The sequence below is a fragment of the Flavobacteriales bacterium genome (assembly GCA_016715895.1).
Lineage (GTDB): Bacteria > Bacteroidota > Bacteroidia > Flavobacteriales_F > PHOS-HE28 > PHOS-HE28.
On the sequence record JADJXH010000004.1, the window covers coordinates 1,731,942 to 1,745,207 of the forward strand.

The window sequence follows — 13,266 nt, forward strand, 5'->3', positions numbered from 1 at the left end:
CTTTGGGACATGGCCACGCTTCCGCTCCGCACTGAACTTGCCGAACTCATCGCCAAGGAGAAGAACACCTCCTTGCTGCAAGTGCTACGGGACATCCTGAGCGGTGGATCGAAGAACGCGTTACTGAAGGCCAAGCTCACCTCCCGCGCGCTGAAGGCCGAGGACGACCGCTTGAACGGGCGCGTGGTGAGCACGGATCAGCTCCGCACCCGGCTCGCCGCCCGCAAGAAGAAGTGAAGGTCGAGGTATCCGAATACGCGGCCGGGCAACTGGAGTCCATCTGGGACCATCACGCCCTGGAGGTCAACGTGCGCGTGGCGGACCGGATAACGAAGAAGATCGTGGACGACATCGAATGGCTCGGCAGCCATCCGCACGGTGGGCAGTACGAGCCTTTGCTGGAGCACCTCAACATGGGACATCGCCGTTGGGTCTGCGGCCATTACAAGATCCTCTACCGCATCGTTGAAGAGACCGTCTTCATCTCGGACATCTTCGATGCACGACAGGATCCCGATAAGATGGCGTGGTGAGCGGATGCCCTACTTCGCCGAAGATGCAGCGAAGGCGAAGGGAGGTGTTCGGGAAGTAGCCGAGGCGCTCAGGCCTTGGCCTTGCGGATCGTCACCGTTCGCCGTGTGGAACGGACCCGTTCGCGCGGCGCTTTAGCCTTGTTGGCCTTGAGGAAGGCACGCAGGCTCTCCGCTTCCTTGGTGGTAAGCTCGCGGGGCACCACTTCAAGGTCCACGTTCAGGGGCTCTTTGATCGGGGCGTTCATCGGCCGGATCAGCGGTAGATGTCCTTTCGGTGCCCCACTTCACGCACTTCCACGATGCGGATGCCATCGTCGATGACATCGAGGATCCGGTAGGCGCCGACGCGGATCCGCCACGCGTCGGCATAAGCACCCTTCAACTTCTTGCAGCCCGCCGGCCGTGGATCGTGACCCAGGGCTTTGATGGCTTTGAAGATGCGCGGCACCACAGCGGCATGGAGGCTGTCGATGTCGCGCTCGGCATCGCGCGCGATGCGCACCTGGTAGCTCACAGCTTGCCCTTCTTGCGCAATTTCTTCTCCAGCTGGTCCAGCGAGATGGTCGGTTGGCCGGCGCGTTGCTCGGCGATGAGCCCGTCCATCATGTCCTCGATCTGCTCGCGGCGCTTGTCCAACTCGGCAATATCGATCTGGAGGTAGCGCTTCTTGTTCGCGCGGTCCTCGAGGATGGTAACGCCTTTCATGGTGATGGTTGTCCTTCCAAAGATAACGCGCACAGCAGGCCCGCCGTGGGGTTCAGTACCCGAACCGCTCCCGATGGCGGGCAAGCTTCTCCGGCGCCGGGCGGTAGCGCACATCCCCTGGCAGCAGCAGCGGCTTCCCTGCGAAAGGCCGGATGGCGTAGATGCTTTCCGTCTCTTGCAGGTCACGGGCCACCAGCACGGTGTGGTCCACCGCGATACTGATCAAGCCCCGATCGAAGGCACGATGCATGTTCGGGCACAGGGCGATGCCGTTGCTGATGGTGTCATCGAACGAATCGGCCCAAGGCACGATGTGGCAGGCGTCGATGAGGCTGGGGCCGCGCGTGCTGCGCACCTGCAACCCGGTGATGGCGCATCGATAGCCATAGAGCTCCGGCACTTTGCGCTTGAAGGCGGCGCTACGCAGCACCACCTCCTCTTCTTCCTCCTCCTGCGTGCCTTGCTGTTGCACCCCGACGATCGTCGGCGAGTTCGTGGCGATGCGCTGCTCCAGGTCGCGGAGGTGATCGGGCAGCTCGGCGGGTAACTCCAAGTCGGGGAAGTAGGCGGCCATGAGCAGCTGGCGATCGATGGCCCGACTTTCCGCATCCAGCCAGCGCTGGTACACATCGGCCCGGAGCTTTGCATGGGCCTCGAACGCGATAAGCGAGCCGAGGCTGTTGATCGAGTTGGAGCGGCTGATGGACCGCTCGAAGCCAGGCAGGGTGTGCAACTTCCAGAGCCCGGAGCGCTCGTTCTTGAGGTGGTAGAACGGAAGGAAGAAGCGCCGCTGGAAGTGGCCCTGCGGCACCAGCGCGGCCCAGTAGCCGTGGAACAGGTTGACCAACTCGGCGCTCGGCGCGATGCGGTTCTCGACGATCAGCCCATCGTCGAACGCTTTGAGCACAGTAAGCAACAGGATGGGCTTGTGGGGTGCCTTGCCGTGCATGCGCGATGAACCGAGGTTCAGGCGCAGGTGATCCGGCAGGGCCATGGGCATGGAGGAAAGGTAGGGAGCGGTGTGAACAGGTCACACCGGGCTGCATGGCGCTGTCCAGATGCTTCGGTGAATGCATACGCTACGGTCCCATCCCGGATCTCCGGCATTGCGCCAGCGCGTGAGCGGGCGCAGCGGCAGCCCGGCGCAGGAGCGGCGCTGCGGACGCGTGGAGCGAGGAGGCGACCATCCCGGTTCAAGCCCGGGAGAAGCCCCCGCAGCCCCGCGACCGCAAGCCGCGACAAGTCCGGATATAGCGAAGCACGCGACCCCTTGCTGCATTTGAGCAAGGGGGCACGCCCAAACAGGCATCCTTCAGACCACTTCCTCACGCCACCGGTCGCTGAAAGCGTGGCAGAGGCTGCTGGAGGAAGGCCTGCGGGGTGGCGCCGGCGTAGTGCTTGAAGTCGCGGATGAGGTGCGCCTGATCGCTGTAGCCGAGCAGGGTGGCCAGGCCGATCCAGTCCACCCGGCGGGCGGCGCGCGACCGGTCGTAGGCCTCGCGGAAGCGCATGAGCTTGAAGTAGGCCTTGGGCGTGAGGCCGAGGCGGGCCTTGAAGAGGCGCTGCATCTGGCGGTCGCCCACGAAGAGCACATCGTTCACGGCGGCCTTGTCCCACGTGTGCCCCTGGGCGCGCATGCGCAGCAGGGCCTGCACGAAGCGGTCCTCCACGGCGGGCAGCTGCTCCAGCTGCGCGAAGAGCAGCTGTTCGAAGCGCTGCACCGCCTCCTGCGGACCCGCGCTGCGGAGGATGTGCTCCACGGCCCGGCGCTCCCGTGCATCCAGAAGCGGCCAGGCATCGGCGTAGGAATCGCAAATGCCATCGAGCGGAAGGCGGAAGAGGCGCAGCATGCCCTCGGGCTTGAGGCGCGCACCGAGCATGGAGCTGGCGCCGTTCATGGTCCACACCAGGGGCTGCAGGGCGATGCCGGTGAAGTAGACGCGCGGGAAGGTGGTCCAGCGCCCTTGCACGAGGCCGGCGCAGTAGGGGCCGCGCAGGTGCAGCATCAGTTCGCTCATGCCGAGCGGGATGCAGCATTGCTCGGGCGTGGTGTCGCGCTCGGTGCCGCCGGTGGTGAAGGTCCAGTAGCGGTCCACGAAGGGCGCGAGGGCCGGTGCGGGCGCGTGCTCCTGGTAGGAGATCTCCATGGCCATGGCAAGTTAGTGGGTCAGAGCTGGTCGGGCGGCACGGGTGCGGGCACCACGTTCTCCACGGGCTTGGTGCTGATCAGGTAGGCGTAGATGGCGCTGATGTCCGCATCGGGCATGTTCGCGAAGTTGGGCCAGGGCATGGGCGGCAGCAGCGGGCGCGAGCCTTCGAGGCCCTTCCACCAGCCCTTGCGCATGGCGTTGGCGAACTGCTCTTCGCTCCAGTTGCCGATGCCGGATGCATCGCTGGTGATGTTGGCGGCATAGCTGACGCCCCAGGGCCCCACGGTGGCGGTGTTGCCCATGGCGAAGAGCGCCCAATCCTTTAGCGCCGCCTTCGGCACGGCGGGCAGGGCCTGCGCGGCGGGGTGGCCGCTGAGCAGCCGGTCCGGATCGGGGTAAGGACCGTTGGGGCCCATGAGCTTGGGCGAGTGGCAGTCGTTGCAGCCCATGATCTCCACGAGGTAACGGCCGCGTTCCTGGCGGGCCTCCAGGGTCTCCTCCTGCACCATGGGGATGGTGGTGGGCGGCGCAGGCGGCGGCTCCGTCGGAGCGACGGTCGTGTTGCAGGCGGCGAACAGGCCGATGACGGCGGTGATGAGGAGGGTGCGCATGGCGTGGGGGTTATTGGATGCCTTGGAGGAAAAAGGCGTTGGCGGTGGCGCTGCGGTGGCGCAGGGCCTTGAGGTCGGCGTACTCGGGCGAGCCGTACCAGCGCTGCGCCTGTTCCATGCTGGGGAACTCGATCATCACCGGGAAGGTGGGCCGCTGTTCGCCCTCGATCACCTGTAGCGGGCCGCCGATGGCCACGTAGCGGCCGCCGTACTGGTCCACGGTGGCCATCACGCGTTCGCGGTACTGTTGCATGCCCTGCTCATCGGTGATGGACAGGATGTCGAAGAATCCGAAGGTCTTCATGGGTGTGCGGGTTGATGGCGCAAAACTGCCGGGGGCGGGGGGCGGCCGCATTGAACGAATGCGACATGGTGGGGGATCGGCCCGCTCTGTCGGCTGCGTGCCGGGTGGTCGATCACCGGCGTGCCTGGCCGATCATCCACCCGTACACCGCCAGCATCCACAGCGCGCAGAAGGGCCCCATGTCCAGCATGCCGATGCGGTCCGGCGGATCGGGGAAGGCGGCCATGTTGATCGCGAAGAGCAGTACCCCGCAGAGCATGCCGGTGATGCTGAGCGCCTTCCCGAATGCGGACAAGCGCCATAGATGGACAGCGAAGAGGGTGATGCTGGCGGCGATGAGGCAGTCCCACGCGATGTCGAGGCCGAAGTGCACGGCGTTGCCCAGTTCCACGAGCGCTGCGCGCGAGGGGGCGGTCTCCTGCACCCGATCGTAGGCCGCAAAGAGCGCCTGCTGCACGGTGAGCATGACCAGCACCGTGATGCCCGCAGCCGCACCGAGGAAGCCGGCGATGCGCGCTCCCACGCGTGGCGTGCCCTGTTCCACGGCATTTACCAGACCGAGCGAGGCGATCGCGACCAGCGGTCCGAACGCGAACGCGAGGACCTGTGCAGGCCTGTCGGGCAGGGGCAGGAAGGCCGCGCCGAAGTAGGCGAGGATGGCGGCGATGCCGCAGAGGCCGCCCGTGATGATCCACCTCCGGTCAAGACCTTCAGCGTGCCGCATGCACGGAGGACGGTGGACCCTGCAGGAAGTTACAGCCCACGGTCCGTTGGCGTTGCACAACTTCGCATCCATGCTGCGACGCGCGATCGTCCTCCTTGCCACGGTGAGCCCGACCCTGTCATCCGTGTACGCCCAATCCTGCTCGTGCCCCGCCACCTACGATTGGATGGTGCGCACGTTCGAGGAGAACGACGCGGGTTTCCAGCTCGTGGTGGACCGCAAAGGCCAGGCCGCCTATGCCGAGCACACCCAGGCCCTGCGCGCCCAGGCCGACAGCGCCACCGATCTGGTCGCCTGCTCCCGGGTGCTCGACGAATGGCTCCACTGGTTCCGCAGGGGGCACATCGGCATCGGGCCCACCGAGCAGGCGCAACAGGCGGATCGGCAGCACAAGGAGAGCATACCTGTTGCCGCGACGGCCTTCCCCGCTGGCCGCCTGGTGAAGCTCACCGAGGCGGAACTGGTGAAGCGCCTGGAGCGTGCGGGCAGCGCGCGGCACCCCTTGGAGGGCGTGTGGACCTTGGGGCCCTACCGCGTGGGCATCGTGCGCCAGCCGAAGGACAGCACGCGCTTCGATGCGGTGATCCTGGCCTCGGAGAACAAGAACTGGAAGCCCGGTGAGGTGAAGGTGGAACTGCACCGGCAGGCGGACGGGCGCTATGCGGGCACCTTCTACATGGGCGACCATTCACCCGAACCGGTGGAGGCCACCCTGCAGGGCAGCAGCGGCAGCATGCTGCAGATGCGCGGTGTATGGATGCGCCAGGTGCCGGCGCCGCAGTTCTCCCCGGCGGAACGCATGCACCAGCGCGCGATGGACGCGGAAGCACCCTTCCTGGAGCGGCTCAGCGACCGCACGCTCTACCTGCGGATCCCCTCATTCGCCTTTGAGCAGAAGGCGGGGATCGACAGCGTGCTTGCCGCCAACGATGCGGTGATCCGCGCGGCGGAGAACCTGGTCATCGACATCCGCTACGGCACGGGGGGCAGCGATGCCAGCTACGCCGGGTTGATCCCCTACTTCTACACCGGGCCCATCCGCAGCGTGGGTGTGAAGCTGCGCGCCACCGAGCTGAACGCGGCGGGCTACGAGGCCTATGCCGACATGTTCGGCCGCGACACGGAGGATGGTCGGGAGTGCCTGGACATCGCCACACGCATGCGCGCCGCGCTCGGATCCTGGCTGGAGATGGACGAACAGCCGTGGACAGTGGACAGCGCGCACACCGTGCTGCCCTTCCCGCAACGGGTCGGCATCCTCTGCAACGAGGGCAACGGCAGCACGGATGAGCAGTTCCTGCTGGAGGCGCGCACGAGCTACAAGGTGAAGCTTTTCGGCCGGCCCACCTTCGGCTCGCTGGACGCGTCCAACATGCGGCAGGTCACCTCGCCCGATGGCTGCTTCCAGATGGGTTACACCATGAGCCTGAGTCATCGCCTGCCGCAGATGCCGGTGGACGTGATGGGTATCCAGCCGGACCACTACCTGGATGCGGGCATCCCGGAGATGGAGTGGGTGGGCTACGTGCAGGGTGTGTTGGAGGGGCGGTGAACGGAACGATCGTGGAACAGGGTGGCCACGAGGGCATCGGATACGGATCGTTGATCGAGCGCATGCGGTAGCGTGCATGCTCAACCTGTGGGTAACCTGCGGCACCGAACGACGGATCTTTTCGCATCTTCGGAATACCAAAAGACGTTGCCCATGACCCGCACACTGCTCGTTGCCCTATTGACCGTGGCAAGCACCATGGCCAGCGCCACCATCCATCGGGTGAACAATGCCGGCATCGCCGCCGACTTCACCACCCTTCAGGACGCGCATGATGCAGCACTGCCGGGGGATACCCTCCACCTCGAACCGTCCGGTCTTTCGTACGGGGGCTGCACCTTCATCAAGCCCCTGGTGGTGATCGGCCCGGGCTACTTCCTGAACCTCAACGCGGGGTTGCAGGCGAGCAGCGCAAGCGCCATCACCGGCGGCCTGCTCTTTGAGGCCGGCTCTGAAGGCTGCGTGGTGAGCGGCCTGGACGTACAAGGCCAGACCACTGTAAAGGCCAGCCTGGTGCGTGTGGAACGCTGCCGCTTCTCCGGGGGCGGCATGAACCTGAACATCGCCTACAACTTCGCCGGCTTGAACCTGACGGGCGTGGTGGTGAACGGGTGCCATGTGGCCAATAATGTGAACGTCGGGGCGGGCAATAGCACGGTGAGCGACCTCACCATCAGCAACACCTACGCCCGGCAGTTCAACTTCGCAACGTCCGGAAGCACGAGCGGAGAGATGCTCCATTGCGTGGCCGTAGGTGCGGGTTCCACGGCGCTTTTCGGCGGCTCGGGGATGATCATCTCCAACAGCATCTTCGACGGATCCGTCACGCCCGGCGCATCCACCTACCAGAACAATCTGTTCTCACAGGCCCCGGTGCCCGCCACCAACGGCAACCAGGTGAACGTGGACATGAGCACGGTGTTCGTCGGCGGCGCCGGGGATGCCCAGTTCGCCCTGGCCCCGGGCTCGCCCGCGCTGGGCGCGGGTACGGGCGGCGTGGACTGCGGGCTGTTCGCCGGTGCCGAACCCTATCAGCTCAGCGGACTGCCTCCAGTGCCGGCCATCTTCCAGTTCACAGCGCCCACTTCCACGGACCAAGGCACTCCGCTGCCCGTGACGCTGGGTTCACGCACCAACAACTGACCGCCATGGCACGCGCACAGCTGACCTTGGCGGCCCTGTTGGTGGGCAGCGCGACCATGGCCCAGAACATGGAGCGCGGCGAGTACTTCGTCGATGTGGATCCCGGCTTCGGCAACGGCACGCCCTTCACGGTGCCTGCACTGCCCGAGGTGAACGTGCTGGTGGACGTGGACATGAGCGCGCTGACCGCCGGGCATCACGTGCTGGGGGTCCGAATGAAGGACGCACAGGGGAACTGGGGGTTGACGAACCGGCGCAGCTTCCTGGTGCGCAGCATGGCCACGGGCGGTGAAATCGAGCGCGTGGAGGTCTTCCTCGATGCGGATCCCGGCTTCGGGAATGGCGTTCCGGTCAGTGTGACCCCGGCCCCTGAGATCGGCAACCTGCTGTTCGACGTCATCACCGATACGCTGTCCGCCGGCGCGCACACCCTGTTCGTGCGTTCACGCTCCTCCACCGGCGCCTGGTCGCTCACCAGCGCGCTCCCCTTCCTGTTGGTGGTGGGCATCGACGAGCTGGAGGCAGCAGGTCTAGCTGCGGGACCGAACCCCATGCAGGACCAGTTGGTCCTGCAGCGCAGGCTGGCGGACATGCCCATCGATCTCGAGTTGCGTGATGCGTCGGGCCGGGTGGTACTGCTGCAGCAATGGACCACGGACCGGCTCGAGCTGCCAACGGCAGGACTTTCAGCAGGTGGTTATCTGCTGGTGTTGAAGCGGCCGGATCTGGAGCCATTGATCCTGCCGGTGATGAAGGAATAGTACCGGACCGTCGCGGCGGTGAACAGAACAGGCACTGAAGTGTACAGGCGGGCGACGCGTGCGATGGTTTGCCGCAATGATCAGGATGGAGCCGTTCTCTCCCGCTCAGCCATTCTGGTCAGCCGCATTTTCGTTCTGGGCCATCCTGTGCGCACTCCCGATCCATGCCCAGCCCCAACCGCCCGCCTTCTGCTTCGTGATCTCCGAACCCGGTGATGCCGACAAGCCGTTGTCGCGCGCCTACGTGGTGCAGCAGCAGTACCGCGAGCGGGTCCGCTACACCAACTCGGACCAATACTGGCTCAAGCCGGACACCACGATCACGTTGCAGAGCCGCGATCTCTTCAAGGAGAGGAACGATGGTTGGCGCGTGTTCACACCGGTCGTTGGCGTGGTCCGGAGCCGCCTCCTGGTGATCGCCGGCACCGACACCATGCGCATCGACCTGCCCGATGATATGCAGCCGCTGATCGATCGGGCCTGGGCGCGCTGGCCTGAGCCCTCGCCGGAGGTGATGCGCTTCAAACCCGGCCGCAGGTGGGACGTGAACACCTGCATCAACGAGTACCCAGCCGGTGTGGCCACGCACCAGGTCATCCTGAAGCGGCTGAAGCAGGAAGCGAACTGGGTGGATCCACCCGCGAACATCCCACCGCCGGGCATCCGTCCGCCGGAGCCGCGACGACCTATTGAGCCCATCGCCGCACCTGAGCCGAAGAGACCATCCACTCCGGAGGACTGGGACACGTTCTGGGCGGAACAGCCGCCGTTGAAGCAGGTGGTCGTCGAACGCACCAACGCCGACACGGTGTGGCTGCGCATCACCGGTCGCGTGATGCTGAACGGCGGTTGCGGCAGTGGCATGCCGATCATCGGCATCGAGATGCTGACCGACACGGGTTGGGTGGAGCGCATTCCGTTCGAACCCACCCAGATGGACTGCGGCCTGCCGTGGGTGGACTGGGAGGAACACCTGATCGCCCTGCCGCTCCGGTGGTGGCTTCATGGCTATCGAAGGGTCGATGATGGCCTCTTCATACCCGGCACCTACCGCATCATCATGATGGGAGGGGATATGAAGGAGATGCGAAGCCCATCGGTCCTCCTGCGTTGACCGTCAGGCATGACCCGAGGTTGCTCCGGGCGTGCGATGTGATGACGCATGGACGGGATCACCCGGGCGAGGGAAGGCGCGGCTTCAGCGCACCACCACGGGGAACCACCATTGCCGTTCACCCATCAGAACACCCACCGGGTAGGTGCCTGCAACGAACCCGTCCAAGGGCAGGTGGGTGTGCGCAGCGGCAGGCAGCAGCTTGTCCACCAGCACACGCCCCCGCACGTCCAACACGCGAACCTGGAAGGGGGAGGCTTCCGCCAATTGGATGGTGATGCCTGTGGAGGCCTGCGTGGGATTGGGTCCGACGCGCACAGGGTGCGCGAGCTGTTCCGGTACCGCGACCGTCCCGGTGATGGTCGTGTCGATGTTCACCACCACGCCGAACGGCGGTCCCCAGCCCCCGTCATCGTCTTGCGCACGCATCCAAAGCACCTGGGTGCCGGCGTTCACGGGCACGGGGATGCCCCCGCCCTGGAACACTTCCACAGCGCTGTCGAAGTCGCCGTCCTCGGCCAGCATGGGCGTGCCCGCGCCTTCACCGGGGTCCGCATCGGCCCAGTATTCGGCCGCGCCCACATGGATGGCGGGGAAGGTGAGGCTGCTCGGGAGCACTTCGGTGACCACCTGGAACACGGGTCCCCAGTTGGCGTTCACATCCAGCACGCGCAGGCCGAGGGTGTGCGTTCCGGGCGGCGGCAGGTTCGGGCTTTCAAGGCGCACCGCCTCCAACGCGGAGTCATAGTTCCCGTCGAAGGCCAGCAGGGTGCTGCCGTTGCCAGGGCCCGGGTCGGTGTCCCAGAAATACTCGCCCTGGGACACTTGGATGTTCGGGAGCAGGAGGCTTCCCTGCAACACCTCGAGCACGGTGCTGAAGGCCGGTCCCCAGGAACCGTCCTCGTCGCGCACGCGCAGGTGCAGCACATGCGGACCGGATGCGGGCAGGGAACCGGGCTCGGCGAGCACCTGTTCCAGCGCCTGTCCGAAGGTGCCGTCCACGGCCACCAGTGCGCTGCCGTTGCCGACGCCGGGATCCGTGTCCCAGAAGTACTCCCCTTGCTGGATGCCGGTCTGCGCCGTGGCCAGACCCGCGGAACACACGGCAAGTGCCAGGGTTCCGATCCGGAGCTTCATCGCGGCGCTCATCAACGATCGTAGCTAAGGCCCTTCACGCGCAGGGTGGAACCGCTCCGCACGTTGAAGGGATGTGCGGTGAGCACCACCCGGGCGGCGCCGGTGTGCATCGGGTGGAAGTTGTTCAGCGTGTAGCTGCCGCCGTACGCACCCGCATCGCCGGCGGTCAGGTCCAGGTCGTAGAACACCGGAGCCGGATTGCCCCCATCGATGCAGGCTCCCGGTGAGTTGAAGGTGCCGTCAGCGTTCAGGGTGATGGGCTGGTCGGACGTGTTGTTGGCGGCGAAGGTGAAGCCCGTGCTCACCGGGATGCTCACGTTGTCCGAGATGTGGTTGAAGTAGACGTTGATCTGTCCCTGGTTGCCGCTGTCGTTGTTGATGCCGCGGTTGGTGCCGCTCCAGGTGCGGGTCACCACGTTGTTCATGACCTCCCAGATGCTGCCTGCGTTGGTGTTCGCCAGGTTGATGCCATAGGTGGAGAACTGGCCGGTGTACGCGATGATGGTATTGTTCCAGATCAGGTTCTGCACGGACGCGCTGTTGCCACCGTACACCTCGATGCCCATCCAGCCGTGCTGGATGTAGTTGTTCCTGATGTGCACCACCTGTGTGCCGGTGTTCACGAAGATGCCTTCATAGCTCACGATGCTCTTCACCTTGTTCCCGACCAACGCGCAGGTGTCGAGCTGCGGAGAGCTGCCACCTGGCGTCACCTCGATCCCCGGCGCGTTGACCTGCGAGGCGTCGATGTCACAGCCCACCACGTTCCCGAAATCGATCGCCACCGAGCCGTTCTGAAGCGTACAGCCGATCACGTCCACGTCGAACTCCGGGCTGTCGAGCAACAGGCTGCCGTTCACGAACCAGCTGTCCACCAGGTTCACCGTGGTGCCTCGGAGGGTGCCGCCTGCGTTCACGTTCACACCGCCCGAGGTGTTGTACATGCCCACGATGGTCACCTCCCTTCCGGTGGCCCCGTTGATCGTGTAGAGGCCCTGCACATAGAAGAAATCGTCGTTCTCGAAGCTCAGGAACTGGAGGCTGGCGTTCACGGTGATGTTCTCGATCCAGGGGATGTTGCCCGCGCGGTTCTTGATGATGATCCGGTCCCCGTCCACCGAGGCGTTCACCGCGGAGGTGATGTTGGGATAGGCGGGCGACTGTCCGAACTCCTCCACCACCCGGTCGGTGGCCAGCAGGGGTAGGGTGGTAACCAGGGCTTGTGCAATGAGGATCGATCGCATGGTCAGGTGGTTGGGAGCGCCGAAGGTAGCAGCGCTTTCGCGATCCGGGGGCCTTCGAAGAAGCGGGTGGCCGAATGGCCGGTCGCAACGGTGCGATCACGGATCAATGGGAACGCTCAATGATGAATCGTGCCTGGCACACACCCTCCGGGAGCACCACTCGAGCGGTGTAGCAGCCTGCGGACCAGATCCGCGCATCCAGGGTCGCCGTTTGCTGGAAGGCTTCGTCCAAGACCACGTGACCGGACGCATCGAACACCAGGAGCCGGCCTTCCGAGGAGATCGAGCTGTGCACCGTCATGCTGCCGGAAGCTGGCGTGGGGAGAACGCGCAGCGTGGGCGAGGTCATCGGCTCCGCCACCAGGTTCGCGTTGGGCGCGCCCGCATGAACCATCAGGTAACTGCTCGCACCGACCTTCACCACGGTCGGATCGCCGCCCTGCACGTTCGTGCTCACATAACCGTTCCAGGTGCCACCGTTGGGCGAACTGTTGAACCAGATGCCGCCCATGGAGCTGCCATATAAGCGAAGCTCCGTGGGGCTTTCCACCGTGTAATTGCCCGTCCAGTTGTGCTGTGCGTCGGAGGGGATCATGGGCACGGCGCTGAAGTTCACCCCATCGGGCGAGAGGTAGTGGTAGGCGCCATCCTACGGTGCACCTGCGGGCGCGGCGTAATGCCAGCCTGGTCCGAAGTGGATCACGGCGGGATCGATCACGCGGTTGTCGCTCACATCCACGCGTGCACCGGGCTCGAAGGTGTAGTGGATGCCATCGGTACCGATCGCGGAATAGGTGTTCACGGTGGAGTCGAGCCCCATCCCCGGCATGCCGTCGCTGCTGGAGAAGTAGATGCGCAGGCTGTCGCCGTCGAGCACGGTCAATGTGGGGTCGAAGGGGCGCTGATAGCCGGGTGGGAGGCCGTTCACGTCGATCGGTTCAGGACCGCTCCACGAAGCGCCATTGTCATAGGAGAACTTCACGGCCACGGGGTCCCAGGTGGGCGAGGGGTCGGGCTGGCGGAACCATTGGAACACGCAGGCGAGGGTGTCGCCGCGCCAGCGCACCGCCGACGGCACGCCGCTGCTGTCCTGGAACATGGCCGGCGGTCCGAAGGTGACGCCGTCATTCGACCACGACATCATGAGCGGGTTCTCCCAAGGCGGAGTTTGCGCGAGCGCGATCGACGGAGCGAGCAGCATGCCCACGATGACGGAACAAGGACGCACGGCACGAAGCTAACCCGACCCGGTGTTGGATGATCGGGCGGGCAGGTCCCTGTCCGCGCG

18 protein-coding genes are annotated in these 13,266 nt (G+C 65.4%); 6 read left to right on the forward strand and 12 right to left on the reverse strand.

Annotated features, from left to right (window positions below; all coding sequences use genetic code 11):
- Positions 1–9 precede the first annotated feature (9 nt).
- Entirely contained in the window at positions 10–237 is a 228-nt protein-coding gene (locus IPM49_16090) for a hypothetical protein (protein MBK9276042.1), read from the forward strand.
- A complete protein-coding gene (locus IPM49_16095) occupies positions 234–533 on the forward strand; it encodes a type II toxin-antitoxin system RelE/ParE family toxin (GenBank protein MBK9276043.1) in 300 nt (99 codons plus the stop codon). The genes IPM49_16090 and IPM49_16095 overlap by 4 nt, the downstream gene beginning before the upstream one ends.
- 68 nt (positions 534–601) lie before the next feature.
- On the opposite strand, the gene IPM49_16100 is transcribed toward IPM49_16095, so the two are convergent.
- From IPM49_16100 to IPM49_16135, 8 genes are all read right to left on the reverse strand, one after another.
- Positions 602–778, reverse strand: a complete 177-nt coding sequence (locus tag IPM49_16100; protein ID MBK9276044.1) for a hypothetical protein — start codon at positions 776–778, stop codon at positions 602–604.
- 8 nt (positions 779–786) lie between these two features.
- The gene (locus IPM49_16105) at positions 787–1,047 is read right to left on the reverse strand and encodes a type II toxin-antitoxin system RelE/ParE family toxin (protein MBK9276045.1); all 261 of its coding nucleotides are present in this window, start codon (positions 1,045–1,047) and stop codon (positions 787–789) included.
- On the reverse strand, positions 1,044–1,238 hold the full coding sequence (locus IPM49_16110; GenBank protein ID MBK9276046.1) for a hypothetical protein: 195 nt from the start codon (positions 1,236–1,238) through the stop codon (positions 1,044–1,046). The genes IPM49_16105 and IPM49_16110 overlap by 4 nt, the downstream gene beginning before the upstream one ends.
- A 52-nt stretch (positions 1,239–1,290) precedes the next feature.
- On the reverse strand, positions 1,291–2,238 hold the full coding sequence (locus IPM49_16115; GenBank protein MBK9276047.1) for an HNH endonuclease: 948 nt from the start codon (positions 2,236–2,238) through the stop codon (positions 1,291–1,293).
- A 325-nt stretch (positions 2,239–2,563) separates the two neighbouring features.
- Complete coding sequence (locus tag IPM49_16120; GenBank protein ID MBK9276048.1) at positions 2,564–3,385, reverse strand: AraC family transcriptional regulator; 822 nt, start codon at positions 3,383–3,385, stop codon at positions 2,564–2,566.
- A 20-nt stretch (positions 3,386–3,405) separates the two neighbouring features.
- Positions 3,406–3,999: a diheme cytochrome c-553 gene (locus IPM49_16125; protein MBK9276049.1), complete on the reverse strand. Its 594-nt coding sequence runs from the start codon at positions 3,997–3,999 to the stop codon at positions 3,406–3,408.
- A gap of 10 nt (positions 4,000–4,009) precedes the next feature.
- Positions 4,010–4,303, reverse strand: coding sequence for a DUF1330 domain-containing protein (locus IPM49_16130; protein MBK9276050.1), 294 nt, complete (start codon positions 4,301–4,303; stop codon positions 4,010–4,012).
- Between the two features lie 112 nt (positions 4,304–4,415).
- Positions 4,416–5,027 (reverse strand): hypothetical protein, encoded by a 612-nt coding sequence (locus tag IPM49_16135; protein MBK9276051.1) that lies wholly within the window; start codon positions 5,025–5,027, stop codon positions 4,416–4,418.
- Between the two features lie 70 nt (positions 5,028–5,097).
- Here IPM49_16135 and IPM49_16140 point away from each other — a divergent pair, with 70 nt between their 5' ends.
- The 4 genes from IPM49_16140 to IPM49_16155 all read left to right on the forward strand — a co-directional run bounded on the left by IPM49_16140 (position 5,098) and on the right by IPM49_16155 (position 9,597).
- Positions 5,098–6,579 carry a peptidase S41 gene (locus IPM49_16140; protein ID MBK9276052.1) on the forward strand — a complete coding sequence of 494 codons (1,482 nt, stop codon included), beginning with the start codon at positions 5,098–5,100 and terminating at the stop codon, positions 6,577–6,579.
- Positions 6,580–6,732: 153 nt separating this feature from the next.
- Positions 6,733–7,722, forward strand: coding sequence for a hypothetical protein (locus IPM49_16145; GenBank protein ID MBK9276053.1), 990 nt, complete (start codon positions 6,733–6,735; stop codon positions 7,720–7,722).
- A 5-nt stretch (positions 7,723–7,727) separates the two neighbouring features.
- Positions 7,728–8,483 (forward strand): T9SS type A sorting domain-containing protein, encoded by a 756-nt coding sequence (locus IPM49_16150; protein ID MBK9276054.1) that lies wholly within the window; start codon positions 7,728–7,730, stop codon positions 8,481–8,483.
- 196 nt (positions 8,484–8,679) lie between these two features.
- Positions 8,680–9,597: a hypothetical protein gene (locus tag IPM49_16155; protein MBK9276055.1), complete on the forward strand. Its 918-nt coding sequence runs from the start codon at positions 8,680–8,682 to the stop codon at positions 9,595–9,597.
- An 84-nt stretch (positions 9,598–9,681) separates the two neighbouring features.
- On the opposite strand, the gene IPM49_16160 is transcribed toward IPM49_16155, so the two are convergent.
- The 4 genes from IPM49_16160 to IPM49_16175 all read right to left on the reverse strand — a co-directional run bounded on the left by IPM49_16160 (position 9,682) and on the right by IPM49_16175 (position 13,206).
- A complete protein-coding gene (locus IPM49_16160; protein ID MBK9276056.1) occupies positions 9,682–10,746 on the reverse strand; it encodes a hypothetical protein in 1,065 nt (354 codons plus the stop codon).
- Positions 10,746–11,978: a hypothetical protein gene (locus IPM49_16165; protein MBK9276057.1), complete on the reverse strand. Its 1,233-nt coding sequence runs from the start codon at positions 11,976–11,978 to the stop codon at positions 10,746–10,748. The genes IPM49_16160 and IPM49_16165 overlap by 1 nt, the downstream gene beginning before the upstream one ends.
- Before the next feature lie 103 nt (positions 11,979–12,081).
- The gene (locus IPM49_16170; protein ID MBK9276058.1) at positions 12,082–12,573 is read right to left on the reverse strand and encodes a T9SS type A sorting domain-containing protein; all 492 of its coding nucleotides are present in this window, start codon (positions 12,571–12,573) and stop codon (positions 12,082–12,084) included.
- Positions 12,574–12,627: 54 nt separating this feature from the next.
- A complete protein-coding gene (locus tag IPM49_16175) occupies positions 12,628–13,206 on the reverse strand; it encodes a hypothetical protein (protein ID MBK9276059.1) in 579 nt (192 codons plus the stop codon).
- Between the last annotated feature and the right edge of the window lie 60 nt (positions 13,207–13,266).